This is a genomic window from Cloacibacillus evryensis DSM 19522 (genome assembly GCF_000585335.1).
Classification (GTDB): domain Bacteria; phylum Synergistota; class Synergistia; order Synergistales; family Synergistaceae; genus Cloacibacillus; species Cloacibacillus evryensis.
This window is the reverse complement of record NZ_KK073872.1, coordinates 2838934-2864988: the sequence shown is the minus strand read 5'-3', so window position 1 is coordinate 2864988 and position 26055 is coordinate 2838934. Positions and strand designations below refer to the sequence as shown.

Sequence of the window (26055 nt, the reverse complement as noted above, 5' to 3'; positions counted from 1 at the left end):
CTCTCAAGAATCATGAATTTGCAAAACCGTCCGCCGCCTATTCGCCTGTGTTTCGCGCGGCGCGCTTCCGGGTCGTATGTGTCGGGGCCAAATGCGCGTCAATATCGGCCCCCAGGGCTTTCTGCCTCTTTGCCAGGGTCGGCGGGGTAAACGACGTCGTCTCCGTCGAGCCGTCTCTTTTGAGGATCACCGTTTGGATTCCGCTTCGGTAGATCGCTACCACGTTGGCGAGGCAGACGATGTTTTCGCCCTCCAGAGGAATAAACATTTGTAGAATCCCCCAATCAGTCTATAATTATACCATGTCATCCACCTGAAACGGAGTGAATTTATGAACACTTTATTTATACTTTCCAACTCTCCGGGGGAGGTCTCCGGTTGGATGGGGCCCGTCACAAAGGCCCTGGCCGAGAGCCGGCTTGAGTTGAGCATTACGGGGGTGACGCTGCCCTGCCCGTACGCGAGCGGCATGGAGGCGGGGAGCGCCCGCCTGATGCCCGGGGTAGCCGATGTCGTGCGGCTGCGCGAAGCGATGCGCGCAGCGCCTTCAGAGGGCAGGCGGCTCATCCTGCAGCTTGGTGGGGACCCGATGTATGGCTGGGCGCTGTCGATGAAGCTCCGCGCCCCGTGGATGATATATACCGCGCGGCCGCGCTGGCGCGGGCGTGTGCGCCACTATTTCATTCCTGACGAGTTTGCGCAGCGGCGTTTTGAAAAAGCCGGGGTGGCGGCGGACCGGCGCAGCCTTGTCGGCAACCTGATACTGGACAGCGTGCCGGAACGCGGCAGCTGCCGCGCGGAAGAGTTCCGCCGCCGGTACGGCATTGCCGCGGAGCATATCATCTGCTTTATGCCCGGCAGCCGACCGTTTGAGTATGAGCTTGGCTTTGCCTTTTACAGCGAGTGCGCGCGCATCCTTCATAAGAAGTATCCCGATTGGCAGGCGGTCTTTCCCGTGGCGCCGACGGTCGACGAGGCGTGTCTTCGTTCGGGGCTTGAAAAGGCGGGGCTAAAATGGCGCGGCGGGGAGCACGTGGAGGAGATACTTCCCGACGACGGCTGCCGCGTGCCGCTGGTGCGTTCCGGTCAGTATGAGGCGATCGCCGCCGCCTCCCTCGCCGTGGCTTTCCCCGGCACCAACAATCTGCAGATCGCCTCGCTGGGCGTGCCGCTGCTTATGATCGCGCCGCTCAATCAGGCCGAGAACATCCCGCTTGACGGGCTCGCCGGGGCGATTTCCCCGAGCGCGCCGGGCCTGCGGCTCCTGAAGAAGCGGCTTGTTTTCTGGTACAACTCGAAAGAAAATTATGTCTCCCTGCCCAACCGGCTGGCTGGACGTCCGGTGCTGCCGGAGCGGCGCGAGATAATGACGCCGGAGAGCGCCTGTTACTACATCTCCGAGCTTATCGAATCCCCGGAAAGGCGGCGCGGGATCGCCGAAGAGTACGCGAAGCTGAACCTGCGGCGAGGCGCCTCGGCGAAGATCGCGGAAAAGATCGGGGAATTTTTCCGCGCATGACGCTTGCACTATCTCCCTTTGAGCACCCTTTCGATCACGTCCATACCGCGCTTTACGAGCTCCATATCGGCCTGGCTGCCCATGTGCCCGATACGGAATACCTTTCCCGCGAGCGCGCCGTAGCTGCCGCCCACGCCAAGCCCCTCCTTACGGAAGGCGGCGTCAAGCTCCGGCCACGTCCAGCCGTCCGGGACCATGATAGCGGTGACCGTCGGCGAGGCGAGCGATTCTTCCGCCGCGTAGAGCTTGAGTCCCATCTGCCGAGCGCGCGCGCGGCAGTACGCCGCGGCCTCCGCGTGGCGTTTAAAGGAATTTTCCAGTCCCTCTTCGAGCACGCTCTTGAGCGCGAGGTTCAGCGCGGCATTCGCCTGCCAGTTGTGGGTGTAGGGCATCGCCTTTACGTTTAAGGCCTCTTTCCAGGGGAGTATCGCGTCGTACCCCGCGTAGTTTACCTCTTCCGCCCGTTTCCAGGCTCTGCCGCTTATCGTGAGCATCGATATGTCGGGCAGCAGCGACAGGCACTTCTGGCTTCCGAGCAGTCCGAGGTCTATGCCCCATTCGTCGACGCGGACGTCGGCCCCGACGGCGCTCGCGACGAAGTCTACGATGAAGAGGGCGCCGCTTTCGGCGACGACGGGGGCGATCTCGGCGATCGGGTTCAGAAGGCCGCTGGGGGTCTCGCAGTGCACGGCGGTCACGACGTCGGGACAGAACGCCGCTATCTTCTTGCGCAGCGCCTCTTTGTCGACGAACTTGCCGTCGGGGGCCTCCATGTATTCCGCACGCGCGCCGATCGCCTCGGCCATCTCGCCGAAGCCGTGGCCGAAGAGGCCGTTTGAGACCGCGAGCACCCGATCGCCGGGCTTCACTACGCTCTTAAGGGCGCCCCAAAGTATCATCATCGCCTCGCCCGAGCCGACGACGACGCTGTTTTCAGTTTTCAGCACCTGCCGCAGCAGCGAGACGTTCTCCGCGAGCAGCGCGAAGAAGTCGTCCTCCAGGTCCGTACTGCCGTAATCCGTGAGATATGCTTCGCGGTATTTGAGAGGGACCGAGGACGGCCCCGGCACCAGCGGGATTTTATAGGTCTGCATTCTTCAAGTCTCCTTTGCCTACGAAAAAAGCGCCGGAAAACTGCTCCGGCACTTTTAAATTGTTTGCTTATGAACTACTGGACGAGCTGGTTCAGGTAGTGCTGAACGGCGCTCTTGACTCTGTTGCCGTCCGCCTGCCCCTTTACTGCGGCCATGGTCTTGCCCATCATCTTACCCATGTCTTTCGGTCCCGCGGCGCCGGTCTCTTCCGCCACCTTCGCCACGATCTTGAGGATGTCCTCAGCCGAAAGCTGAGCGGGCTGATAGATCTCAAGCACCTGGGCCTCGGCGAGTTCCCGTTCGGCACGGTCTGCCGCGCCGCCGCTCTTATACATCTCAGCGGCCTCGACACGCTGCTTGATAAGCCTGCGGACGAGTACGAGCACGTCGTCGTCAGTGAGCGCGTTTTCTTTGCCCTTTTCCACCTGTGCGAGCTGCATGGCGGATTTGAGCATACGCAGCACCGAAAGCTTCAGCTCATCTTTATTTTTCATAGCTACAACCAGATCGCTCTGGATTTTGCCTGCAAGGTCAGACATTATTAATAATCCGCCCTCCTGCCTTTGTTTCGTGCCATCTCAGCCTTCTTACGCTTCTTGATTTCGCTGGGTTTTTCGTAATGTTCATGCTTCTTAGCTTCACGAAGCACGCCCACCTTCCGAAGCTCTCTTTTAAAACGCTTGAGGGCATCTTCGATCGACTCATTGTCGCGTCTAGTTACGGTGGTCATCAACATTCCCCCCTTTCTCAGTCGGGGATCAACACCTAAGCGAAAACACCATTTACGTAGATAAAATCCGCTTGATGTCATTCTCAGATTTATTACATCTATGTATTATGGGGGATATGGCAACATTTTGTCAATGACGGGGAATAGCACAATTCACCTAAATTACTGAAACATCAGAACTGAATTGTATATTTTGGAAAATCCCCTCGGTTATGAGTCCCTCCTCCGCGTACTTAGCAGGAATTGCCGTGATTTCTTCGTTTATTCCCGCGGCGGAGGCGGCTGTGATCCTTATATAGTTGCGAGTGAGCCCTTTGACCGCCGTGCCGTCGCTCTCCTCGGTCAAGACCCCGCACTCCCTGCCGATCCAGTTCGAGCAAAATTTTTGGTGCAGCTCCGCGGCGAGAGAGAGCGCCTCGTTGACGCGCGGACGCATCTCCGCCTCCCCGACCCGTTTCATCGCGGCGGCCGGAGTGCCCTCGCGCGGCGAATAGGGGAACACGTGGACCTTGCCGAATCCCTGCTCTCTGACAAAATCAAGGCTGCGCCGGAATGCCTCCCCGTCTTCGGAGGGGAAGCCCACCATCAGATCCGTGCTGATATGCAGGCCGTCGCCGAGGACGTCGCGCGCGCGCTGCGCCGTCTTTGCGAAATCCGCCGCGCCGTAGCCGCGCCGCATTGCCGCGAGCACGCCGTCGTCGCCAGACTGCAGCGGCATGTGCAGGTGCTCGCAGAAGGCGGGACAGTCGGCGAGCGCCGCGAGCAGCTCGCCGTTCACCGCGAAGGGCTCGATGGAGCCGAAACGGAGCCGCCTTATCTTCGGCAGCGCGCCGATAAGGCGCACGAGCCGCGGAAGCTCCTCATAAAGCCCCAGGTGTACGCCTGTAAGGACGATCTCCGGACAACCGGCGTCCGTTATCCGGCGCGCCTCGTCCACCGCCTCCGCCAAAGGGCGCGAGACCGGCCTGCCGCGCACTGATGGTACGATGCAGTACGAGCAGTAGTGATTGCAGCCGTCCTGGACTTTGAGGAAGGCGCGCGTATGGAGACGCGGTCGGTCAAGCGTCAGCGCGTCCCAGATGTTTTCCCTTTCGATGCTCTGGTCCACCACTATGAGCGGCGCGGAGCCGTTGAGCCGTTCTTCGATGAGCTGAGGCAGCCGGTGTTTGAGACGGTTCCCGAGCACGATGTCTATATCGAGCAGTTCCCGTTCCGCCTCGCTCACCCTCTGCGCGTAGCAGCCGCAGGCGGCGATGACGGCGCGCGGGTTTTCCCGGCGCGCGCGGCGGATCAGCTTGCGGCATTTGCGGTCGGCGACGGCCGTTATCGTACAGGTGACGATGACGACGATATCCGGCGATCCTTCGCCGCGAACCGCCCCTTCGGCCTCGAGCGCCGCGGCGATCGCCTCGCCCTCATATTGATTGGTGCGGCATCCCTGTATGTGTATCGCGAATTTTTTCCCTGATAATCTCTGCATTGCTGCTCCCTTGCCGTATAAATCTCCGCTAAAGTCTATCATCAAAGGCTCCGTAGACGCAAATGCGGCATATAAAAAGCCGCCCCTTCGCGAGGCGGCCCGCTATTTAGATGTTCCTCATACTTCGCAGCCCCTCGAACAGTTCCTTCATCGGTCCCGCCAGCAGCCGCTGGCGCTCCGCGAAGACCTTTTCGTAGACGGCGGCGTTTCGCGCGTCGGGCTCGAAGCGGCCGCGGAAGGTGATCCATTCGCGCATCGTCTCCTTGATATTCTCGATGTCGCCGACGGCGTAAGCCGCCACCGCGACGTCGGCCATCAGGCCGCCCTCGCTTCTTGTGGGGATGTTGTAGGCGCCGCCGAGGATGTCGGCCTTTATCTGCGTCCACAACGGGCTCTTGCTGCCGCCCTCGGTGCCGATGATCTCGTTCAGGGGGATGCCGCACTCACGGTAGATCTTTATCATCTGGGCATATTCAAAGGCGATCGCTTCCAGGATCGAGCGCCACATCGCGGCGCGGTCGCTTGCGCCGAAGAGCCCCAGAAAGGCCCCGCAGGCTCCGGGCATGTCAGGGCCGGCCCCCTGCAGGTAGGGATAGAAGAGAAGGCCGCGCGAACCGGCTGGTATCTCGGCGGCGAGGGTGTCCATCTCCGCGTAGAACATCTGGTCTCCCGCGCGGTTGGCGACGCTGTCACGGAACCAGCGCAGCGAAAGGCCCCCGGCGCGGATCATGCTCCAGTAGAAATAGGAGTCCTCCAGCGTGCCGGCGGCGAACATCATGCCGGGCGCCGCCGTGATGCGGCTGTCCGCCTCCGAGACGGCGACGGCGAAGATCGAGGCCGTCCCCGCCACGTCGGTGGCGAGCCCCGGTTCCAGCAGTCCCGAGGCGAGCGCCGACTGCATCGTGTCGCCCGCGCCGGCGGCGATGGGGATGCCGGATGGCAGCCCCATCTTCTCAGCCTCCTCGGGGCAGAGGAAGCCGACGATATCCCACGGCTTGACGATTCGCGGCAATATCTCCATCGGAATGCCGAGCGCCTTCATCTGCCGTTTGGACCAATTGCGCTCCCTGGCGTCGTAGCCGATCAGCCAACCGGACATCGTCGCCCAATCCAGGAACGCCTCCCGCGCCGTCAGCCCGGCGAGCGTGCCTAAGACGAAGGGGCCGTTGTTCACGACCTTCACGGCGTTATCGCGGAAGCCCGTATATTTGTTGAGGAACCAGCGCAGGATCATCGGCGGCATGAACTCGTCGACGATGGCGTTGCCGCTCTCCTCGACCCATACCGGCTTGACGTTCTCGCGCACCCATTTCGCTTCGCCGCTCGCGCGGTTGTCGAGGTATGGGACGAAGGGCGTCACCGGCTGCCAGTTCTCGTCGATGCCGACGATGCCGCAGATGATGCCGCTCGCCGAGATCGCGCGGACCTCGGCGGGATTGACGCCTGATTTGGCGAGGCACTCGCGCACTCCCTCGCGGACATTGCTGACGAAACAGTTGGCGTCCATCTCCGCCCATCCCGGACGCGGGTAAGAGATCTTATTCTCCCGGTAAGCCTCGGCGACGCGCGTGGAATCTATGCTGTAAAGCGCCGTCTTGGTCCCCATTGTGCCGCAGTCGAACGCGATGTAATATTTTCCCATCGGGCTAATCCTCGCGCGGCTGGAGAATTTCTTTCATGTCGATCTGCGTCCATTCCTGCTTATCGGGTATCTTGAACCACAGCTCATACCTCTCGGGTACCACGACCATCTGGTATAGCGTGAGATCGGTCGTCGCTCCCAGCTCCTCTATCTTGGAGTCCATGATGTCCATCATTACCTTATCGTTGATCGTGCCCTTGAAATGCTTGGCGAGGGTGAGGAGGTTCTGGCGGCGCGTGCGCGTCATCCAGTAGGTCTTGTCATCGGGGCGGGGGAGCCCCCAGGAAAATTCCGTGAAATGATTCGTCAATACGGTGAGCCCCGGGCGCGAATGCGATTCGCGGCGTTTCACCTCGAAAACGGGCCATTCAAAACAGCGGGCCGTCTGTCCGTCGGCCACGCCGACGATATAGGCGAAATTGGCCTTCGTCGTCTGGAAATGGCTCTCGATCTCGTCGAGCGTCGAACAGTCCAGAAGGAAGCCGAACAGCTCGGTGACCGCCGGGACGCGGCTGTCATACCAGAGCGCGCCGCCAGAGGGCATCCCGTTGTTGAGTTCGAGGAATATCCCCTTCTCATTCATCCCGTTGACGACATATATCTCGCCCGCGTAGCCGAGCGTGGCCACCGCCAGCGAACCGTCGCCGGGGTGGAAACAGGCGAGGACGATGTCGTCGTCAAAATCTTTGAACCAGGGGAGGTAATCGTAATTTCTTCCGTAGACGAGAGGCCCTTCCGCGTAGTCGCCCCACACGGCGATGCCTGAGCACTGCTGCGGCATGAGAGCCATCGCGGCGATTACTTCAAAGGCGTTGACGAGCTTCAGCTCTTCAAGCGAGAGGCCGGAGCTCTCGCTCATGCCCCGCAGGATCTCTTTGAACTTATAGGGATAGTTCGTGAAGAACTTTTCCGCCTGAAGCTTGATGCCCTGCGGCTCATCCGCCTGGGCCAGGATGCGGCCGCATATGGCCCTTTCATATATGTCGCGGAGCTCCGCCGACATCAGCGCGCCGTATTGGCGTCCCATCTCGCGCCATGTGCCGCGCAGATCGATAATGCTAAGCTTGCCGTTCTTTATCTTCGAACCTTTTTCAAAAGTTTCCATAAGTCAGCCTCCCATCGTTGCCTCTCATGCTATATTATACACTGGTAGAGTTCTAAGGGAACCGCTGATTCAGTGGGCGTCCGGCGCGCGCCAAAATATTTGCTGCGGAAAAGGCAGATTTTTTCTTTGCCTGCCGCGCGCGGCACGGATATGCGTCTCCTCAGTGGTGTCCATATCTATTAATTATCACATCAACGAGGTGTTTTTTGATGATCGAAAGCCTTGCGCCCGAGGAAATAAAAAAATATATCGACGAAAACGAGGCCAGGCTGCGGCAGTATGTATCGCTGCTTATAAAGGCCAACGAACTGGCGCGGCTCACGGGGCCCTCCGACGAAGGGACGCTCTGGAACGGGCACATCATCGACTGCGCCTTCGCGCTGCCGCTGCTGCCCGCGGGCGGCAGCGTGATCGACGTCGGCACGGGAGGCGGCCTTCCCGGCCTCGTCTGGGCGATATGCCGCCCCGGACTGCATGTGACTTTGCTCGACAGCATCACGCGCAAATGCGTCCAGGTGGAGCGGATCGCGGAGCTGATGGGGCTTTCAAACGTAACCGTCGTCTGTTCGCGCTCGGAGGACTACGCGAAAAAGAATTTGGAAAAGTTCGACGCGGCGGCGGCGCGCGCCGTCTGCGCCGCCGGCATCCTGGCGGAATACCTGGCCCCCTTTGTAAAGGCAAAGGGACGGCTCATCGCCTTCAAAGGGCCGAAGGCGCGCGAAGAGCTGGCGGCCGTGGGCAATAAATGGAAGAACCTCGGACTTTCGCAGCCGCGCCTCGTGCCATATGAGCTGGGCGATATGAACCACTGCTTCGCGGTGTGGGATAAGGTCGGCCCGCTCCCCAAAGGAATGCCCCGAAGGCCGGGGATGGCCGAGAAGTTTCCCTGGTACAGGTAAATCGGCGTTTATACGCGCCGTCTGCGTCATAACTTGCCCTCTGAGTGTCCTCGCCGTATGACCAATACGGCTCCGGTACTCAGAGGGTAAGTTATTTAGCATCCGGCACGTCTAAACGCCGATTTACGCGATTGTAGGGAAAAGATAAACAGCGATTTATGCCTTTAAAGCCTCCCTCGCCGAGGGAGACTGACTATATTAAGTCAAGCCCTTAAACAAAAAAAAAGAGAAAGTATCTATAATTGTAAACAGCAGATACTATCAAAGTAATACTAAGCCTCTGTAAAGGCAATGTTTTATCTCTAGTCCCGTTCTTGTTTTTTACGGCTAAGCTACTTTTGGATCATATTCTTCATTTTCTTTCAGTAAATGGAATATCAATCTTATCAGTTTTTTAGATAGGTGTCCTAAAGCCGAATTGTAGTGTTTGCCTTCCTTTATTTTTTTGTCCAAATATTGTTTGTACTTTAGATTGTTGAGAGAACATAAGCGAGCACCCTGCATGATCGCCCATCGCAGATATGCAGAGCCGCGTTTTACCATGTGGGTGTGGCTTGCCGTGAAGTTTCCTGACTGGAATGTGGATGGGTCGAGTCCCGCGAATGCCTGAAGTTTGTCTGCAGATGAGAAGAGGTTGATATCCCCTATTTCCGCTAATATCACGGAAGCTATACAAAAGCCTATTCCAGGTATAGAGGTAAGTTTTGTCCCAGATTTTTCAACCTCGTTTTTCAGTTCACCGTCTATTTTTGCAATACGTTTGTTTAGCAGGCAGATCTGCTCTATTGTATCCGACATTATGTATGACAACGCTTTATTGGCCGTGGCGATGGATTCTTTCGCCATTGCTTTAACCTGTTCAGCCGTTTCTTTTCCATACCTTCCACGAGAGCTGCTTGAGAGGATATCTGTGAGCTGGGAGATATTACAAATAGAAATATATGATGCACCGGGAAGTTCTTTTAACATAGCCATGACGGAGGAGGAAGTGGGGTTTAAGCCTAGAGAACCAAGTTCTGGGAATAAGAGGTCGACATAGCGTGACATGTCAGCTTTGAGCTTGCTGCGCTGTTTTACGAGACTAAAACGATACCTGCATAGTGTTTTCATTTCCTGATTGTGGTAAGATGGAGTTGCAGGGTTTGCGGCCGTCGATATCAAAAGCTCAGCGATGAGCATGGCATCAGCCTTATCGGTTTTTGTCTTGCGCAGGGAACGTGATTTACGATATTGATTTACCAGAAAAGGATTGAATATTGTGGTATCAATACCGTTAGAGTTTAGAAAAGCCACTATGTTGTGAGCGTAGTGTCCGGTAGCTTTTCAAGCCCTGCTTTCACTTCTCCATGATTGAAATCACCGCCACAAGCCTCTTTGATGGCATTAATTAGCAGAGCAAAGCCTTGAGAGTTGTTTTTCAAAGAGAAGCAAGGACGAAGGCAAGTAGCGTGATCGCTGAGAATAACACAGTCGTGCTTATTCTTAGCGATGTCGATGCCGACATAGATCATAATAAAAACCATCTTTCTCAATTAAGATACGCTGTAACCCACGGTCTTTTTGCATATGGAACCTCGATAGATATAAACTGTCGCGCAGTATCTGACTCATCACCATTCAAGCAAAAAGCCGTGGCCGGATCCTCCCTCAAACCGTCGTGCGGTACGTGGCACAACCGGTCCACAGCGTTAGTCGTTTATTGTACAGGATTGCTCTTGAGTTTTCCCTGTCCTTCAACGACTGCACTTATTATACGAGGTGGCAGCCGCGTGTTTTTTGCGGCTGACGGAAGGAGTGTTGACCTGCGTGGCGCATGTTTTCCGCGCCACGCAGTGCCCGCGGCGACAGCCGCGGAAGATGCGGAAGATGGTAAGGCTAAAATCAAAACAAAACCCAAGGTCAAGCCTCCTCCAGTCTCGGCGGAAAAACACCGCCGAGCCAGCCCCCTCGGATGAACAGAGTCCCGCAAACCGGACAACGCTATAAAAGCTCCCAAGGGTATCAAAAATTTATTCAATAAAGAGACTTCGATATTGCATCGGAGCCTTTTTCAATTTTATCTGTATCCTGTCGTTATTATAATACCTTATATATTCGTCTATAGCATCTTTGGCCTCCTCGTAGTTCTCCCATTTTTACTCGGTTGACGAGTTCTGATTTAATGTGACTAAAGAAGTTTTCTGCACAGGCATTATCCAAACAATTTCCTTTCCTTGACATCGAGACCTTGAGTCCGTATCTTTGTGTCAGGTTGAAATATGCATGGCTTGTATATTGAAACCCCTGGTCGCTGTGGAGGATTGGTCCATCAGCGACCACCTTATTATTATTTTCAAATGCTTTCTTCAATGTATCGGTTACTAACTTAATGTTATTATTACGACTGATTTGATATCCCTGTATGGAATTATCAAAGAGATCTTTTATCATGGAGAGGAATATATTACCCTTTTTGTTCGTATATATGTGATATCAGTAACCAGTTTCTGGTTTGGTCTGTCGGAACGAAATTCTCTGTTCAGGATATTCTCATAGCTGTGGATATTTCCTGACATCACTTTAAACTTTTTCTTTTTTCTTATTTCCGCTTGAAGTCCCGCTTTTTTCATAACACGCCTTCCCTCTTATTGTTTACATGAATGCCAATGAAGTTGTTGAGCCACAGAGTCATTCGCCTGTACCCATAAGTGTTTTTGTTGATATTCTGTCCCGTTCTTATTGCTTCTATGAGAGGACCGTCTTTATCTTCCATTCCACGCCGCTTTAGCCAACTGTAGTATGTCGAACGAGATACGGACAAAAATCTACACATTACACAGACAGAATGTTTTGTTGAAAATTCAAAAATGATTCTGTATTTAATATTTCTTTCTATCACCACCTTTGCAGCTCTAAGGCTTTTTTTAATACATCGACCTGCATTTCCAGCTCTTTAATCTTTTCTATGCTATTTGTAACTTCCAATTTCTTATCTGGACAGTCTTGTTTTGAACTAGAAATATCCCCTTGTTCGATAAATTCCTTACACCATCGTCTTAAAAGAGAGGGACTTGAAATGTTAAAAGATGAGGTAACATCTACCATAGTACGTCCCTCTTCTAAATGAGCCGAAACAGCTTCAAGTTTTACAGCCTTGCTGTAGGTTCTTTTTTTCCTTGTATCATCCAGTAAGTCCTTCTGTCCGCTCTTATATAAAGATATCCATGTTTTAACAGAATCATGACTAACACCAAGTTCTTCAGCAATCCGCCTTCGTGGAATTCCCTGTTTGTGCATCTCAATTGCTTTTATTCTTTCTTCTGTTTTACGTTTACGCATAGAAGAGCCCCCTTTATATGTATTTAGTTTTATTATAATCCAGGGGCTTTATTTGGCTGTCCGATTTTCGGGATTCTGTTCATCCGAGGGAGCCTTTTAAAAAGATAAACCAAGCCAACAATCATAGGCTCCGGCTCGGAGGCCGGAGCGACGGAAGGGCGCTAAATCGGCGTTTAGACGTGCGAATAACGAAATAACAGAGGGCTTGCCAAGCGGAGGCGCACTAGTGTGCGGTGAGCATTGGCAAGCCCTCTGTTATGAAGTTAGTCGTGCGTATAAACGCCGATTTACGGTTTGACTAGCGGCAGTTCGGGGTCCCCGGCCCAGGCCTGGAATCCTTCGTCGTAGCTCTGGCTCTTCGTGAAGCCGCTGTAGCGGAGGAGCATCGTTACGAAGGCGGAGCGGACTCCGGCTGTGTCGTAGACGACGATCTCGCTGTCCGGGGTTACGCCGTGCTGCGCGAGGAGGGCCTGCACCTCTTCGGCCGGCTTAAAGTGGCTCTCCTGTGTAAGGAACGATTCTCTCGGCACATTTATCGCACCCGGGAGGTGTCCCGCGCGTTTTTCCTGGAACGGGCGGATTTTTCCGAGGAACTCCGGCTCGGTGCGGACGTCGAGGAGCACGAGCCCCGGTTTGCCGAGGTTGTTGTTTATCCACTCCGTCGTGGCGGTATAGTTCGGAACGTACTGCTTGATAGTGAAGGCGACTGCTTTGTTGACGTTTTTCGTCTTTGTCACCTGTCCGCCAGCCGCCTTCCAGGCGCCGATGCCGCCCTCGAGTATCTTGGCGTTTTTGATCCCGGCCTGGCGCAGTATCCAGAGGGTCCAGCCGCTCTGTCCCCAGCCGCCGGCGTCGCAGTAGGCGATGACGGTCTTCTTGCCGTCTACGCCGAGCGCGCCGATGCGCTTGGCCATCGTCGCCGCGGGCCAGATGACGCCCCATTTTTCAGTTCCCTGTTTTGCGTTCATGTTCGCGAAGTAAGTCCACGGGGCGTTGACCGCTCCGGGGATATGCCCGCCGCTGTAGAGGCTCTCGGGGCGGGAGTCGATAAGTACCACTTTGCCGCGGTTGGCTTTAAGCCATTCGGCGGAGACCGCGACGCTCTCCTTGGTCTCGGGGGCTCCGGCCTGCATCGCCGTCGGCTTCAACGGCCGTCCGGCCGGTACCTCGCCGGCGTCGGCGGCATTGGCCGCCGGCTGGGCGGGAGCGGGCTGCGCGGGCGCGGGTTCGGTCTTAGGCTGCGCGGGCGCGCTCTTTGCCGGTTCAGTCGGCTTTACCGCCTTAGCCGGTTCGCTCTTAGCCGGTTCAGTCTTGACCGCCGCGGCAGGGGCTGCCGGATCTTTCTTTGGTTCCGCCGGAGTGACGGCCGCCGCGCCCTTGTTGTTCGGTGAGGACTCCTGTTCCTTTGCCGCTTTGTCCGCAGCCTCTTTGACGATCTGATCCATCGTGGCCGCGGCCTCGTTTTTCTTGGGGGCCTCATTTTGCGCGGGAGCCGGCGCCTTCGCCGCCTCGGGTTTTTTATCTTCGGTCTTTTTGGGAGCCGATTCCTCTTTTTTGTCGCCGGCCTTTTCTTTGTTTGCCGCTTTATTGGCCTGTACCTGTGCAAGTATCGAATCAGCCGCCGAGCCGCCGTCCTTTGTCTCCGTTGCTGCCGCGACGGCGGAAGCCGCGCAGGCGACGAGCGCCGCCATAAGCATCATTGTGAAAAGCTTTTTCATCTTACCATTCCTTCCTTATGTTTCACTCATTGCCGTATCCGGAGCTGCCGCAGCATCCTCCGCATATATCGAAAATTATAGCATATATTGTTTTTCTATTACTCATTATGCTGAAAAATGTTACTTCCAGTTGTCGTATATCCATTGCGCGGCGCGCTTCGCCTCGTTGAATTCCTCAGTCGCCTCCCCGTCGGGAGTAGCCTGCGAATTTTCCCGGCGCACGCGCAGCCAGTCCCTGTACTCTATCAGGGAATCGTTTCTCGCGAAATGATCAAATACGAGATCGAATTTTGGTATGCCCCAGAGCATATTGGGAGAGACAGCTCCCGCGTTCACCAAGGAGGCCGTCGCCTTCTGGAGCAGGCTCTTGAGGCCGCCCCGGTGTCCCACGCGCAGCAAAACGGCGCGGTGTCCGCCTGTGATCGTCTCGGAGACCATGTTGACCGAATCCTCCGTACAGAAGACCTCCCTCGAAAAGCCGAGCATCGCCGGGATCGGGTTGAAATCGTCCTCCGAGGCGACTAGCAGGTATTTGACGGCGGGGGAGTGCGCTGCGAGCGTCTTCACCGTCTTCACAGCCGCGGGGCTCGTGCGCCGCGAGGTGGTGATGTAGACGTCCGCGCCCGCGTGCTGCGCGAGGTTCAATATCTGCCCCAGCTGTTTCTTTACCCATTCCGGGGTGATGACGTAATTGGCGTCGTCGCCGCCGATGAGCACGGACCAGATCTCCCCCGCGGACGACGGGTGTTCCGCGAGCAGCGCGGCCGCCTCTTTTTTTAGGTTTTCCCTGATGACGTGATTCGGCGAGCCGAGGGTCACGAAGATGTTCGGCTTTCTTTCCGGGTAGTCGTGTTCGGGCACGATCGCGAAGTCGAAGGGATCGGTGCCGAGCGTGCCCGGCGTCATTATCGTCGCGCAGGCGCAGCGCCATATATAGCCGAGGGCGATATTATAGGGAGCGGGCGTGCTGCCGGCCGATATTATCAGTACGGTCCCCGAGCCCTCCTGTATATTGCGTTCCGCAAACCACTGTCCGACGCGGCGTATGAGGGCGTCTCCGTCGGCTGCCGCGAGCCAGTCCCGCGCGTCGCGCCGCGTTCCTCCCGCAAGCGCGCGCGCGGCGGTCTTCGCGCGGGCTTTGGCGGCCCCGGTAAGCAGGGGGACCTCGCTCTCAAGTATCTCCGCGCCGGTCAGCCGCGAGAGCCAGTGAGCGACGCCGCGGCTCTGGTTGAGGTGGCCGCGGATGCCGTCGCTGAGAATGAGGATCGCCTTCAAGGAGATTTCAGCGTTCATTTTTCTTCGTTTTTCTTCTGGGCGAAGATCCGCCGCGCCTCCTCAAGGTCCTCGAGCGTGTTGACGTTGGGTCCTTCGGAGGGGTACTTTGTCGGGATCACCGCCATTGAATAGCCGTGCTCAAGTATCCGCAGCTGTTCAAGGCTCTCGGTCTGCATCAGCGGCGTCGGCGGTAGCGCCACGAACTTGAGCAGGAACTGCTTGGTGAAGGCGTAAATGCCGAGATGCTCCCAGACGGCGCAGCCTGCATCGTTGCGCGGATACGGTATCGGCGAGCGGCTGAAGTAGAGCGCGCGTCCGTTGCGGGCGCGTACCACCTTTACGATATTGGGATTATTGAAATCTTCGTCCCGCGTGATCGGCACGCATACGGTCGCAGAATCGGCCCCGGCGTCGGCGGTCAATCCGGCGGCGAGCTCGCGCAGCATGCGCGGATCAAGCATCGGTTCGTCTCCCTGGATGTTTATGACATAGTCGGTGTCTATCTTCGCGGCGATCTCCGCGACGCGGCTCGACCCGTCCGGATGGTCGGCGCGCGTCATGAGCACGTCCGCGCCTATTTTTTCCGCGGCGTCGTAGATGCGGTGGTCGTCGGTCGCGATCACCACGCGGAAGAATACTCCGGAGGCGAGCGCGCGGCGATAGACGTGCTCAAGCATCGTCTTGCCGCCGATCTCGAGCAGCGGCTTTCCGGGGAGGCGCGTCGAGGCGTAGCGCGCCGGTATCACTCCGAGAAATTTTGGTTGTGTCATCTGCACTTTGCCTGCCATTCTCTGAATTTTGCGAGCATTTTCGTCCGGTCGAGCGGCCTGACGTTTTTCACGATCCATTCGCGCATCGCCCTGCCCTCTTCCGTCTCTTGCTTGTAGCTCATGAATTCCAGCCCGATGCCGAGGGCGTCTGCGATCTTCAGTGCGAATACCGGCCAGATCATGCCGATATCGCCGATCACGGGGAGGCTCCCCTCGTGGCGGGCGAAGGCCGACATCTCCATACGGAAGGGGATCTTTGATATCTTCGTCTTCGGCAGGCCTTTATCGATCGCCTCCTGGATCAGGGCGCTTGATTTTTGCAGGTCCTGGGCGCGGCGCAGGTTCTCGTCAAGGTCGAAGCGGATGAGCGTCTTATCCCTGAGGCTGTAGACGGGCTGTCCCTGCCACCAGGACCAGATGCCGTGGCCGGTGTAGGTCTCGAACGGTCCGTCGTGTATCTCCTGTGTCAGCGCGACCGCCGATTCGATTATCACATCGGCGCCGCCGAGCATAGCGGCGACGCGGCGGGAGCGTTCCGCGATGGGGATGCTGTCGCCGACCGCGAGTCCGACGTGGCCGCCGCCGACGAGCTGGGGTATCGTAACGAGCACGGGGACGCCCGCGGCGGCTCCGCTGCCGAGCATCGTGCGCCGGTCGCAGCCCCAGCCGGCAATGGTCTCGAAGGGCAGGCCGGACTGGCGGCAGAGGGAGTGTATCTCCTCCGCGAGCTTTTCCGTGCGCAGCCCCATCGGATAGGCCATATTGGCCGCGGCCTTGATCACCATGTGACCCTCGGCCTCTCCGCGCTTCGCGAGAAGTTCCCCGTCAAGGATCATCTCCCCGGAGAGCTCGGCCAGCTCTTCGTCGCTCATATCGGTAAATTCAAAGACGTTGCCGCGCGGCATCTTCGTTTCGTCGAGGCCGAACTGCGAGGCATCGCACATCTTCACGCGGTCCAGCGCGCCGCCCATCTCGTGATTTACCACGGCGGAGCTCGTCGTGACGCCGTCAACGACGCCCTTTTCGATGAGCTCGGCGATGAGCGTCGTGACCCCCTCGTGCAGGTTCGGGCCGCTTCCGGTGACGACGGCGACCTTGCCGCCGCCTTTCTTGACGGCTACGACCTTTTCGACGGCGGCGTCGAGTGCCTCTTTCGAGCGTTCGTCTAGTTCTCCGTAGAATCTTTCTATCAGTTCGCGGTTGATCTTCATTGACATTACTCCTCCCACGTCACAGATATTTTTTTATCAACTTCCATGTGCGCATCGAAGCGCCGCATGATCTTGCAAAGTAATCACGGCTCAATCGCCGCCATCTTTCGCCGTCGCCGCTGTCCGCGGCGAGGCGGCTCCATACACCGGCAAGCTCCTCCTCGTCCGCCACCTGCGCCGCCGCGCCCATCGCGAGAAAGGCGCGCGAGGCCTGTGCGAAATCCTCCATGTGCGGCCCGTACTGTACGGGGACCCCCCAGGAGAACGGCTCGAGGATGTTTTGTCCGCCCTTGTCGGCGAAGCTGCCGCCGACGAAAGCGGAGCAGGCGACGCCGTATATGTCGAAGAGCACCCCTATTTTGTCTATGATAAGGACATCCCAGCCCTCCGCAAGCGTCGAAAGCCTCATTGTAATATATTCTTCCGGAACGAGCGAGGCGACAGCCCCGGCCCTTTCCGGATGGCGGGGAGCGATGACGAGCCTTGCGTCCGGCCGTTTTTTTCGCAGTATTCCGAAGGCTGCGATGACCTTTTCGTCTTCCCCGGTGTGCGTGCTGCCGGCGATGAATATCGGCCGCTCCGGCGCGCCGAACTTCTCCCGCCAACCGTCGCGGGCCGCGGCGTTTTTTCTCGCCAGCAGCGCGTCGACCTTGCTGTCTCCGAGAACGTGGAGTTTTTTTTCGTCTACGCCGACCGCGGCGAGCCTCCTGGCGTCCTCTTCGTCGCGAAGATAGAGCTCCGTGAAGAGCGAGTAGATGCCGGAAGCCGCGCGCCTCGTCATTATTTTATTTATGCGTCCCCAGGTGCGGTCGGAGATACGGCCGTTGATGAGAAAAGCGGGAACGGAGCGTTCGCGGCACTCCCAGAGCATATTCGGCCAGAGCTCGGTCTCGGCCGTTATAAAGGCTGCCGGGCGCAGTGAATCGAGCGCCCGCGCGACAAACCTCTTTTTATCCCATGGATAGTAAATGTGGAGGTCGAAGAGGCCGCCGCCGAGCCGTTCAGCCATCGCCTTTCCCGTCTGTGTCGTCGTGGAAAGGACGATGGGGCCCTTATAGCCGTCGGCCCTCGCCGCCTTTATAAAGGGTACCGCCGCCTGTACCTCGCCGACGGAAACGGCGTGCGTCCAGAGGGGACGCGCGCCGCCGAGCCGGACGAGTTTCTCCGGGGATATCTCTCCCTGGCGTTCGTCGTTGCCCTCGGTGTACTTCGCCTTCAGCCTGTCACGCGACAGGGCGAAAAAGGCGTTTATCGGGAGCTGGTAGAGACTGCGCAGCAGCGACAGCTAGGCCACCCCCGCCTTGAGTATCTCGTGTATGTGGACCATGCCGATCGGTTTTCCGTCCTGTACCACGATGAGGGCGGATACCTCCCACTGTTCGACAATGCGGACCGCCTCGACGGCGAGCCGTTCCGGTCCGATGACGCGCGGGTTCTTCGTCATCGCGCGGGAGACGGGGAGTTCGAGCCCCTCAAGTCCCTCTTTTTCGATGAAGCGGCGCAGATCGCCGTCGGTGAATACGCCGACGAGCTTTCCATCGCCGTCGACGACCGCCGTCGCGCCGTAGCCCTTGCTGGTGATGTCGAAGAGCGCGTCGCGCACGCGCGCGTCTTCATTCGTGACCGGCATCTTGTCGCCGCTGCCCATAAGGTCGCTGACGCGGAGCAATAGCCGCTTGCCCAGCGAGCCGCCCGGGTGGAAGAGCGCGAAATCCTCCTTCTGGAGGCCGAGCAGCAGCGTCGACATTCCGGCGACGGCGTCGCCGAGCGCCATTTGGAGCGTCGTGCTACTTGTCGGCGCGAGCTTCAGCGGATCGGCCTCGGAATCGACGTGGCAGTTGAGTACGATGTCCGCCTCGCGCGCGAGAGTCGATTCATGATTGCCGGTGACGGCGATTATCGGCGCGCCGAGCCTCTTGAAATAGGGGATGAGCGCGATCAGCTCCTGCGTCTCGCCGCTGTTGCTGATAAAATAACCCACATCCTCGCGGCAGACCATGCCGAGGTCGCCGTGAGCGCCCTCCGTGGCGTGCAGGAAAAAGGCCGGCACGCCGAGCGAGGCGAAGGTCGCCGCCGTCTTGCGTCCCACATGGCCCGATTTGCCGAGCCCGGTCACGACGATGCGGCCGCGGCAGCGGCTCACGAGGTGCGCGGCCGCCGCCATTTCCTCCCCCATTCTCTCCGTGGCGGCGCGCAGCGCGCCTGCCTCTTTAAGCAGGATCTCTTTTCCCGTGGCAAGCAGCTCCCCGGCGGAGAGCTGCTTTTCTTCGCGTTCGTACGGCAGATTCATCTTTTATTCCTCCGACCAGTCAAGCGCCGCGAAATCGATCTTTTCGCGGACGATCTTATCTATCTCGTATGTCTGACGCAGCACCTCGTGTACCTTTGAGAGCGGGATTGAGTTGGGGCCGTCGCATTTGGCCGCGTCGGGGCGCGGATGCACCTCCATGAAAAGGGCGTCGATGCCGAGCGCGGCGGCGGCGCGTATCAGCGGCAGCACGAAAGAACGGTCTCCGCCGCTGCAGGTGCCTTTGCCCCCCGGCTTCTGGACGCTGTGCGTCGCGTCGAACATCACCGGGCAGCCGAGCGCGCGCATGACGGGCAGCGAACGGAAGTCCACCGAGAGCTCGTGGTAGCCGAAGGCCGTTCCGCGTTCGCAGAGTATGACGTCCTCACAGCCGCTTTCGCGGCACTTGCCGACGACGGAGGCCATATCCTCTGGGGCCATAAACTGCGCCTTTTTGACGTTGAGCGGTTTGCCTGTTCCGCTGGCCGCCGCGAGCAGATCGGTCTGGCGGCAGAGAAAGGCCGGTATCTGCAGCAGGTCTACATGCCGCGCGGCGGCCTCCGCCTGCTGCGGCTCGTGTATGTCGGTGACCACAGGCACGTCCGCGGTCCGGCCGATCTCGGAGAGCCAATCCAGCCCCTTCTCGATACCCGGGCCGCGAAAGCTCGCGATCGAGGTCCTGTTGGCCTTATCGAAGGAGGCCTTGAAGATATAATTGAAACCAAACTCCGCGCAGTATTCTTTCATCACGCGGGCGGTCATCAGCGCCTCGTCAAACGTATCGAGCACGCAGGGGCCGGCGGCGACCGTCAGCCGTGTGCCGCCGACCGTAATGTCCCTCACCCTGACCTCTTTTACGATCTTCATCCGTTTCAGCTCCTTTTTCTATTTCTCCAGTGATTCAAGATGATCCCTGTATTTTTCATATACGCGGCAGCGCGTATCCCAGCCAAGCTCTTCCGCGCAGTATTCTACTACCTTTTCCAGCGCTCCGGTACGTCCGAGGTTTTTCATTCCCGCCTCCTGCATCGAACGCCGCAGCCTGTTGTCGGAGAGGACCCGTTCGGCGGCCTCCGCGAGCGCCCCGGGCTCGGGCGGGACCAATATCTCCGCCTCGCGCAGCAGCTTTTTCTGACGCAGTTTGCCGCGTTCTATTATGGAGACGACCGGTATCCCGAGGCCGGCGCAGAGCTGGTTCGCCGTCCCTCCCAGCCCGATCAGCAGCTCCGCCCCGTAGGCGGCGGCGGCGACGGGCTCGCGGCAGATCGTTACGCCGACCCTGTCTGAGAAGAGTTTGCCGCCGTCCTCCGAAAGTTCCCAGCCGTCGAGGTTCTCCGTCAGCTTTTTTATCTCTATCGTCGGCGCCGGGACCATTACGAAGTTGCACTCCATCCTCGCGGCGAGCAGCGATATTGTATCGAGGATCAGTTTGATATCCTCATAGGCGCGCGGCCGGCTTCCCGGCAGCAGCAGTATCTTCGCGCCGCGTTCGCTCCAGGCGAAGGCCGGGCTCTTCACCTCGTCGAGCAGGTCCATGACCGGGTTGCCGTAAAAGACCGCCGGCACCCCGTCCTCCACAAGCTCGTGGGCCGTCTCCTCGTCGCGCGTCCAGACGAGGATGCAGCGCTTGCGGAGCAGCCATTTCTCTATCCACAGGTGCCCGCTCAGATGTACCGTCTTCGCGGTGGCGACCAGGATCGGCTTCATCCCCTGTCCCCACAGGACGCTCGACAACAGGTAGACGTCGCCGACGCAGAGCGGCGTGCGGTATCTTCCAAGCAGTGAACGCATTTTGTCCCTCTGTTTTCTGATAGAACGGCCGAGGCCGTGGCGCATATCCCGCAGGAGATCCGTGAGATGGTATTTGACGACGCCGCCGCTCGGCATCTCCGACGATGGCGAGACGACGCGGATGCCGTTCATCGCGTATGGCTTGCCGGAGCCCACAAAGGCGAAGGCGTCTACCTGCGCGCATTTGAAACGTTCGATCAGCTTTTTTGCCAGCACGAGGCCGATGGCGTCCTCGCCGTGTCCGTTTGAGGTGACGAGGAAGGCGGGGCGCAGCCGTTCCATGATTTTTTTTCGGAAAGCAAGCGGATCGCGGAGCGAGACCGCGATCGACGGCACGTACAGAGGACGGTTGAGGAAAAGCTCGCCCGGCATGTTCATAAGATCCTTTTCCGTACAGATAAAGCCGTCCGCGCCGCTCTCCTCCGCGAGCGCTTCCAGCCGCGAGAGATCCTCGCCCGTCAATATATGGTGGTCCCTGTAGGTGCGGCGCAGCGCGACGCCGACGCCCATTTCGTCAAGAAAATTATAAAAGCCGCCGGGGTTTCCGATCGCGGAGATCGCGATATAACGGCCGCGCGGCAGAAAGCCGTCGGGGAGTTTTTTCTCCCCCTCCGGTGTGATCTTCATCCACCTTTCAAGCTTGATGTCGGCGGTGAATATCTTGTCCGACGCCACATAGGGGGCGAGCTTTTCCTTTATTGACGCTATATCCCCGGGTGAGGCCTGATTCGCCTTGGTGAGGACAACGATATCCGCGCGGCCGAAGGCCGACATCGGCTCGCGCATCGAGCCGGCGGGTATCACCTGGCCGTTGCCGAAGGGGCAGGTCGAGTCCACAAGGACGATATCTACGTCCCGCGCCATCTTCCGGTGCTGGAAAGTGTCGTCCGTGACGGCGACCTCCGCTCCCAGCGCGGCGAGCAGCTTCACTCCCTCTATGCGGTTGCGGGATACGACCACCTTGGTATCCGGCAGCCGTTTCGCGAGCATCAGCGGCTCGTCGCCGGCGAAATCGCGGCGAGTGCTCTTGGCGTCCTGCCCGATCCAGAGCGGCGGGTGTTCCTTAGCGCGATATCCCCTGCTCACGAGCCCCGCCTTGATCCCCGCCTCGGCGAACTGGCGCACGATATATTCGGCCATCGGGGTCTTATTCGTGCCGCCGAAACTGTTGTTGCCGATGCTGATAGTCGGCAGCATCGGGTCCGTGACGGCGAAAACTCCGCGGTTGAAGAGGCCGATGCGCAGCTTCATCCAGGCGCGCGTGACAAACTGGCATGGATATAAGAGGCTCCACACCGAAGGTCCGCTCTCGCCGCGCGCGTATTTTAAGTAACTGCGCAGGAGCCTTGACATTTAACCTGTATGCTCTCCGTTGCTGGCCGCGAACAACCTGTAATAATGTCCGCCGGCCGCCACGAGTTCGTCGTGCGTGCCCGCCTCTACGATCCGGCCGTCCCGCAGTACCAATATCCGGTCGGCGTCGCGTATCGTCGAAAGGCGGTGCGCGATCACGATGGCGGTGCGCCCCTCCATCGCGTTGTGCATCGCCTCCTGCACCTGCTGTTCCACGAGCGCGTCCAGCGAGGAGGTAGCTTCGTCCATTATCAGTATCCGCGGGTCGCGCACCACGGCGCGCGCGATCGCCACGCGCTGGCGCTGCCCGCCAGACAGCGTCACGCCGCGCTCGCCGACCTCCGTGTCGAAACCGCGCGGCAGCGTCATAATGAAATCATAGATGCCGGCCATCTTCGCGGCCCGCTCCAGATCCCTTTTCGTCATGTTCTTGCAGCCGTAGCCGATATTATAGGCGAGCGTCCCCTTCATAAGGACCGGGTCCTGCGGGACGACGCCGATCTGGCGGCGGTATGACTTCAATTCAAGGCGGCGGATGTCGATCCCGTCGACCTTGACCGCGCCGCCCTGCGGGTCGTAGAAGCGCATCACCAGGTCGGCGATCGTAGATTTGCCCGCGCCGGTGGGGCCGACGATCGCGACCTTCTCTCCCGGTTTTATCTCAAAAGAAATGCCGTTGAGGACATGCTTTGAATCATTATAACGAAAATCCACATCCTCAAAACTTACATGCCCATCCATCGGCGAATGGACGACGGGATGCTCGGCGAGCGGCACCTCGTTGGCTTCGTCGAGTATCTCAAAGACACGGTCCGCCGAGGCGGCTCCCTGCTGTATCGTGCTGACGACGCGGCTCAGCACGCGCACCGGCTGCACCAGCAGGCCGATGTAAGTCAGGAAGGCGATTAGCCCGCCCGCGGTGAGCTTGCCGCCGATCACGTCGCGACCGCCGATCCAGAGGATGACGGCGAGCGCCATGATGAGGATGACCTCGACGATGCCCTCCAACGCGCCGCGCACCTGCGTGCCCTTCATCAGCGCCTTGAAGTGGAGGTTGCTCTCCTCCCGGAAACGCTCATACTCCTCCTCCTCCGTGGCGAACGAGCGAACGATCTTTATCGACGATACCGCCTCCTGGGCGATGGCGGCCACCATCGCGAGGCGCTCCTGGATCACCGTGCCGACTTTGCGCAGCTTTGAAGAAGCCTGGTCGATGGCGAAGACCGCGACCGGGATGACCAGAAAGGTGATAAGGGTCAGCCGCCAGTTGAGGAAAAGCAGCAGCCCGATAATGCCGACAAAGGTGACGCCCTGCACGACGAAGTCCACGACCACCGAGGCGAGGATATTCTGCAGCGTCGCCACGTCGTTCGTGATGCGCGAAAGAAACTCGCCGGAACGCTTGCTGTATAGCGTCAGCAGCGAGAGCCTCTGCGTGTGGTCGTAGAGTTCGAGGCGGATGTCGATGACCACCTTCTGTCCCACCCAGGTCATAAGATAGAGGTTGGCGTAGGTGAAGACCGCCTTCAGGATATATAGGAAAATAACGCTGAAACAGAGAAGGTTCAGCATATAGGTCTCCTTGCGGATGAGGACGTCGTCGACGACATTCTTTATGAGCCACGGCGGCGTGATCGCGGCGAGCGCGGAGAGCACCATGCAGACGATGGCGTAAATGAGCCGTTTCTTATAGGGCGTGCAGTATCTCAGGACTCTGAGATAAGATGACCATTCATCTCTATTGGTAAGTTTCAGCATCGGGCGGAGGCCTCCATTATTCGTTTGCTCCAGAAGTCATATACTCCCTCTTCGCCGAGCGTGAGCCGCGCGCGCCGCATCGTTTTTTCGGTCTCCGCGCGAAAATCGCCCTCTCCCTCAAGCCATTCGAGAGTGTGTCCGAGAATGTTGTCCACGGTGGCCTTTTCCTGCAGGAGCTCCGGGAACATCTCCTCTCCCGCGAGGATGTTGGCCATCGCGTAATAGGGCGTCTTGATGACGCAGCGGGCGACGAACGCCGATATCGGGTTCAGCTTATAGGTGACGACCATATAACAGCCAAGGAGCAGCGATTCGACCGTGATCGTGCCGCTCGCGCCGACGGCGCAGCGCGCGGCGGCCATCAGGTCGTGGCCCGGACCGTCGTAGAATAAGACTCCGTCTTTCGTAAACTTTTCGATCATGCCGTCGCGCACGGCGGGATTCAACCCCGGCGCGACCGAAAACACCGGCTGCCAGCCTCTTTCCGCGAGAACCGCCGCCGCCTCGCGCATCATCGGGAGCAGCGCCGTCACCTCGCTCCGCCGGCTCCCGGGAAGGAAGGCGACGAGACGTTCACGGTCGAAACTCCCGTCAAGCGGCGAGGGCTCCGCCGCGAGTTTCCGGAACTCTTCGGCAAGCGGATAACCGCGCCAATGGCTGACGCAGCCCCGCGACAGCAGATATTCATGTTCAAACTTAAAAAGGGGAAGACACTCGTCGACATTACGGCGCAGGTCGTTTGCGCGGCCGCTCCGCCATGCCCATACCGAAGGCGGCGAAATGTAAAATATGCGCCCTCTGTAGCCGCGCGAACGCAGCTTCGATATCAGGCGCATGTGATAATCAGGACTGTCGCAGACGATGACGGCCTCCGGCGATTCCGTGAGGATGCGCTCCACCATCTCATTGCGCAGCGCGAAAATCGAGGGGATCGCCGAAATGACCTCCGTGAGCCCCAAAAGCTGCAGGCGCTCTCCGTGCCATTCGACGCGTATCCCCGCCTCGCGCGACTCTATGCCGCCCATCCCCCATATATCGCCGGAATAACCGCCGGCGCGCAGCCTCTTTGCGAGATTCGCGGTGTAATGATCGCCCGAGGCTTCGCCGGAGCTTATAAAGATCGACAAACTTCGACACCTATCACGGAGATATCTTCCTTCAGGGCGACGGAGCGGAACTCCTCCGGTTCAAGGATCAGCGTCCAGCCGGCGTGCAGCGCGAGACAACTGAGCTTGGCCTGCGCCATATGGCGCAGCGTGTCGGGGCCGACGGTGGGAATGTCGTAACGTTCGTCCTGGTCGAGGCGCATCATCTTCGCGACCGTGCCGCCTTTGCAGAGAGAGCCCGCGCGCAGCAGCGTAGCGTCCGTGCCCTCCATCGCCTCCACGGCGACGACCGAGCGTTTATTGACGATCACCGTCTGCCCGAAGGAAAGCGGCACCACAGCCTTGCATATCGAAAAACCGTACTCCGAATCGTCAAGCTCGTCCCTGGTAGGCGCGCGCCCCGCGATATGTCCGCTCTTCGCGAGCAGATCGGGAACGATGTCGCGGTAACTAAGCACCTTGAAGCCCTCTTTTTCGAGAAAATCGACGATCGCCCCGAGGATCGAATGATCGTCGCGGAAAAGCAGCCCGGCGAGAAAGCGCTGCGTGGTGAGGTCGAAGAGCGACGGCTTGAAGACGAGCGTCTTCGAGACCGTCCCCGCCATGATGATGCTCCTTACGCCGCGTTTCTTCATGTCCTTTATCGTAAAGCCGAAATCGGGCTTAGTAATATTTATAACGTCAAGCGCGTACTTAGACAGCTCGCCGATACTCTCCCTGATAGAATAGACGACGGGCGGATTGCCGTTATCCGTCAGCCTGCTTGCTATCACAACGGGAAGCGATCCCTCGCCGGCGATGAGAGCTATCTGGTTATCCAAAACTATTCCTCCTAAAAATTCCGGCGCAGATGCCGGTGAAAACTGCCTCTATAAATAATTTTCACATAAAACCACCATTAGAGGCATTAAAATAAAAAATGCCGCAGGACATTATGTAAGTATAGCATAAAGCGCGGGCTTTTTTGCGGGGCGGCTGTCACATGAAACATGGCTGTAA

General features: G+C 58.4%; 25 protein-coding genes and 1 pseudogene. 2 read left to right on the top strand and 24 right to left on the bottom strand.

The features are described from left to right. Positions 1-37 precede the first annotated feature (37 nt). A complete protein-coding gene (locus CLOEV_RS12835; protein WP_008710219.1) occupies positions 38-268 on the bottom strand; it encodes a hypothetical protein in 231 nt (76 codons plus the stop codon). Positions 269-331: 63 nt separating this feature from the next. Here CLOEV_RS12835 and CLOEV_RS16170 point away from each other — a divergent pair, with 63 nt between their 5' ends. Then, entirely contained in the window at positions 332-1519 is a 1188-nt protein-coding gene (locus CLOEV_RS16170) for a glycosyltransferase family protein (protein ID WP_156938428.1), read from the top strand. Between the two features lie 8 nt (positions 1520-1527). On the opposite strand, the gene CLOEV_RS12820 is transcribed toward CLOEV_RS16170, so the two are convergent. The 6 genes from CLOEV_RS12820 to CLOEV_RS12795 form a co-directional block, all read right to left on the bottom strand. Then, a complete protein-coding gene (locus CLOEV_RS12820; protein WP_034444177.1) occupies positions 1528-2613 on the bottom strand; it encodes a pyridoxal-phosphate-dependent aminotransferase family protein in 1086 nt (361 codons plus the stop codon). 74 nt (positions 2614-2687) lie between these two features. Next, the gene (locus CLOEV_RS12815) at positions 2688-3152 is read right to left on the bottom strand and encodes a GatB/YqeY domain-containing protein (RefSeq protein ID WP_034444174.1); all 465 of its coding nucleotides are present in this window, start codon (positions 3150-3152) and stop codon (positions 2688-2690) included. Between the two features lie 2 nt (positions 3153-3154). After that, complete coding sequence (rpsU, locus tag CLOEV_RS12810; RefSeq protein WP_008710232.1) at positions 3155-3343, bottom strand: 30S ribosomal protein S21; 189 nt, start codon at positions 3341-3343, stop codon at positions 3155-3157. Positions 3344-3500: 157 nt separating this feature from the next. Continuing rightward, a complete protein-coding gene (locus CLOEV_RS12805) occupies positions 3501-4823 on the bottom strand; it encodes a MiaB/RimO family radical SAM methylthiotransferase (RefSeq protein WP_051485085.1) in 1323 nt (440 codons plus the stop codon). Positions 4824-4929: 106 nt separating this feature from the next. Further along, positions 4930-6465 (bottom strand): FGGY-family carbohydrate kinase, encoded by a 1536-nt coding sequence (locus tag CLOEV_RS12800; protein WP_034444171.1) that lies wholly within the window; start codon positions 6463-6465, stop codon positions 4930-4932. A 4-nt stretch (positions 6466-6469) separates the two neighbouring features. Further along, positions 6470-7570, bottom strand: a complete 1101-nt coding sequence (locus CLOEV_RS12795; protein ID WP_008710235.1) for a C45 family autoproteolytic acyltransferase/hydrolase — start codon at positions 7568-7570, stop codon at positions 6470-6472. Positions 7571-7779: 209 nt separating this feature from the next. On the opposite strand from CLOEV_RS12795, the gene rsmG reads away from it, so the two are divergent. Continuing rightward, a complete protein-coding gene (gene rsmG, locus CLOEV_RS12790) occupies positions 7780-8469 on the top strand; it encodes a 16S rRNA (guanine(527)-N(7))-methyltransferase RsmG (RefSeq protein ID WP_008710236.1) in 690 nt (229 codons plus the stop codon). A 327-nt stretch (positions 8470-8796) separates the two neighbouring features. Here the strand turns inward: rsmG and CLOEV_RS12785 are convergent, their stop codons facing one another. The 17 genes and pseudogenes from CLOEV_RS12785 to CLOEV_RS12720 form a co-directional block, all read right to left on the bottom strand. Next, entirely contained in the window at positions 8797-9762 is a 966-nt protein-coding gene (locus tag CLOEV_RS12785; protein ID WP_084482397.1) for an IS110 family RNA-guided transposase, read from the bottom strand. Next, positions 9762-9980: a hypothetical protein gene (locus CLOEV_RS16165; RefSeq protein ID WP_156938425.1), complete on the bottom strand. Its 219-nt coding sequence runs from the start codon at positions 9978-9980 to the stop codon at positions 9762-9764. The genes CLOEV_RS12785 and CLOEV_RS16165 overlap by 1 nt, the downstream gene beginning before the upstream one ends. Before the next feature lie 498 nt (positions 9981-10478). Next, a pseudogene (locus tag CLOEV_RS17600) lies at positions 10479-10589 on the bottom strand (IS3 family transposase); the annotation flags it as partial. Then, on the bottom strand, positions 10546-10935 hold the full coding sequence (locus CLOEV_RS17595) for a DDE-type integrase/transposase/recombinase (protein WP_425393617.1): 390 nt from the start codon (positions 10933-10935) through the stop codon (positions 10546-10548). The gene CLOEV_RS17595 and the pseudogene CLOEV_RS17600, both read right to left, overlap by 44 nt. Positions 10936-11074: 139 nt before the next feature. Then, entirely contained in the window at positions 11075-11221 is a 147-nt protein-coding gene (locus tag CLOEV_RS17590) for a helix-turn-helix domain-containing protein (RefSeq protein ID WP_425393608.1), read from the bottom strand. A gap of 122 nt (positions 11222-11343) precedes the next feature. Next, a complete protein-coding gene (locus tag CLOEV_RS12775) occupies positions 11344-11787 on the bottom strand; it encodes a transposase (RefSeq protein ID WP_034441551.1) in 444 nt (147 codons plus the stop codon). A gap of 287 nt (positions 11788-12074) precedes the next feature. Beyond that, entirely contained in the window at positions 12075-13505 is a 1431-nt protein-coding gene (locus CLOEV_RS16155) for a sulfurtransferase (RefSeq protein ID WP_051485081.1), read from the bottom strand. Positions 13506-13625: 120 nt separating this feature from the next. Beyond that, positions 13626-14798, bottom strand: coding sequence for an ELM1/GtrOC1 family putative glycosyltransferase (locus CLOEV_RS12765; RefSeq protein WP_051485080.1), 1173 nt, complete (start codon positions 14796-14798; stop codon positions 13626-13628). Further along, positions 14795-15550 (bottom strand): 3-deoxy-manno-octulosonate cytidylyltransferase, encoded by a 756-nt coding sequence (kdsB, locus tag CLOEV_RS12760; protein ID WP_034444170.1) that lies wholly within the window; start codon positions 15548-15550, stop codon positions 14795-14797. Before kdsB ends, CLOEV_RS12765 begins: the two co-directional genes overlap by 4 nt. Next, complete coding sequence (locus tag CLOEV_RS12755; protein ID WP_034444169.1) at positions 15547-16761, bottom strand: hypothetical protein; 1215 nt, start codon at positions 16759-16761, stop codon at positions 15547-15549. Before CLOEV_RS12755 ends, kdsB begins: the two co-directional genes overlap by 4 nt. A 19-nt stretch (positions 16762-16780) precedes the next feature. Beyond that, complete coding sequence (locus CLOEV_RS12750) at positions 16781-17935, bottom strand: 3-deoxy-D-manno-octulosonic acid transferase (protein ID WP_281172969.1); 1155 nt, start codon at positions 17933-17935, stop codon at positions 16781-16783. Between the two features lie 111 nt (positions 17936-18046). Continuing rightward, positions 18047-19051, bottom strand: coding sequence for a KpsF/GutQ family sugar-phosphate isomerase (locus tag CLOEV_RS12745; protein WP_008710242.1), 1005 nt, complete (start codon positions 19049-19051; stop codon positions 18047-18049). 3 nt (positions 19052-19054) lie between these two features. Next, positions 19055-19915, bottom strand: a complete 861-nt coding sequence (kdsA, locus tag CLOEV_RS12740) for a 3-deoxy-8-phosphooctulonate synthase (RefSeq protein WP_034444166.1) — start codon at positions 19913-19915, stop codon at positions 19055-19057. 18 nt (positions 19916-19933) lie between these two features. Beyond that, a complete protein-coding gene (gene lpxK / locus CLOEV_RS12735; protein WP_034444165.1) occupies positions 19934-22192 on the bottom strand; it encodes a tetraacyldisaccharide 4'-kinase in 2259 nt (752 codons plus the stop codon). Then, on the bottom strand, positions 22193-23950 hold the full coding sequence (locus CLOEV_RS12730) for an ABC transporter ATP-binding protein (protein ID WP_034444162.1): 1758 nt from the start codon (positions 23948-23950) through the stop codon (positions 22193-22195). Next, positions 23944-25077, bottom strand: a complete 1134-nt coding sequence (locus CLOEV_RS12725) for a lipid-A-disaccharide synthase (protein WP_034444159.1) — start codon at positions 25075-25077, stop codon at positions 23944-23946. The genes CLOEV_RS12730 and CLOEV_RS12725 overlap by 7 nt, the downstream gene beginning before the upstream one ends. Next, complete coding sequence (locus CLOEV_RS12720; RefSeq protein ID WP_008710254.1) at positions 25062-25877, bottom strand: LpxI family protein; 816 nt, start codon at positions 25875-25877, stop codon at positions 25062-25064. Before CLOEV_RS12720 ends, CLOEV_RS12725 begins: the two co-directional genes overlap by 16 nt. Positions 25878-26055: the final 178 nt, after the last annotated feature.

Coding starts and splice junctions, on each gene's coding strand:
- CLOEV_RS12800 (WP_034444171.1), bottom strand. CDS start 6,465: ATGGGAAAATATTACATCGCGTTCGACTGCGGCACAATGGGGACCAAG.
- CLOEV_RS12820 (WP_034444177.1), bottom strand. CDS start 2,613: ATGCAGACCTATAAAATCCCGCTGGTGCCGGGGCCGTCCTCGGTCCCT.
- CLOEV_RS16165 (WP_156938425.1), bottom strand. CDS start 9,980: ATGATCTATGTCGGCATCGACATCGCTAAGAATAAGCACGACTGTGTT.
- CLOEV_RS17590 (WP_425393608.1), bottom strand. CDS start 11,221: ATGGAAGATAAAGACGGTCCTCTCATAGAAGCAATAAGAACGGGACAG.
- CLOEV_RS12730 (WP_034444162.1), bottom strand. CDS start 23,950: ATGCTGAAACTTACCAATAGAGATGAATGGTCATCTTATCTCAGAGTC.
- CLOEV_RS12815 (WP_034444174.1), bottom strand. CDS start 3,152: ATGTCTGACCTTGCAGGCAAAATCCAGAGCGATCTGGTTGTAGCTATG.
- rpsU (WP_008710232.1), bottom strand. CDS start 3,343: ATGACCACCGTAACTAGACGCGACAATGAGTCGATCGAAGATGCCCTC.
- CLOEV_RS16170 (WP_156938428.1), top strand. CDS start 332: ATGAACACTTTATTTATACTTTCCAACTCTCCGGGGGAGGTCTCCGGT.
- kdsA (WP_034444166.1), bottom strand. CDS start 19,915: ATGAAGATCGTAAAAGAGGTCAGGGTGAGGGACATTACGGTCGGCGGC.
- rsmG (WP_008710236.1), top strand. CDS start 7,780: ATGATCGAAAGCCTTGCGCCCGAGGAAATAAAAAAATATATCGACGAA.
- CLOEV_RS12755 (WP_034444169.1), bottom strand. CDS start 16,761: ATGAAGATCAACCGCGAACTGATAGAAAGATTCTACGGAGAACTAGAC.
- CLOEV_RS12805 (WP_051485085.1), bottom strand. CDS start 4,823: ATGCAGAGATTATCAGGGAAAAAATTCGCGATACACATACAGGGATGC.
- lpxK (WP_034444165.1), bottom strand. CDS start 22,192: ATGTCAAGGCTCCTGCGCAGTTACTTAAAATACGCGCGCGGCGAGAGC.
- CLOEV_RS12765 (WP_051485080.1), bottom strand. CDS start 14,798: ATGAACGCTGAAATCTCCTTGAAGGCGATCCTCATTCTCAGCGACGGC.
- kdsB (WP_034444170.1), bottom strand. CDS start 15,550: ATGACACAACCAAAATTTCTCGGAGTGATACCGGCGCGCTACGCCTCG.
- CLOEV_RS12745 (WP_008710242.1), bottom strand. CDS start 19,051: ATGAATCTGCCGTACGAACGCGAAGAAAAGCAGCTCTCCGCCGGGGAG.
- CLOEV_RS16155 (WP_051485081.1), bottom strand. CDS start 13,505: ATGAAAAAGCTTTTCACAATGATGCTTATGGCGGCGCTCGTCGCCTGC.
- CLOEV_RS12775 (WP_034441551.1), bottom strand. CDS start 11,787: ATGCGTAAACGTAAAACAGAAGAAAGAATAAAAGCAATTGAGATGCAC.
- CLOEV_RS12835 (WP_008710219.1), bottom strand. CDS start 268: ATGTTTATTCCTCTGGAGGGCGAAAACATCGTCTGCCTCGCCAACGTG.
- CLOEV_RS12795 (WP_008710235.1), bottom strand. CDS start 7,570: ATGGAAACTTTTGAAAAAGGTTCGAAGATAAAGAACGGCAAGCTTAGC.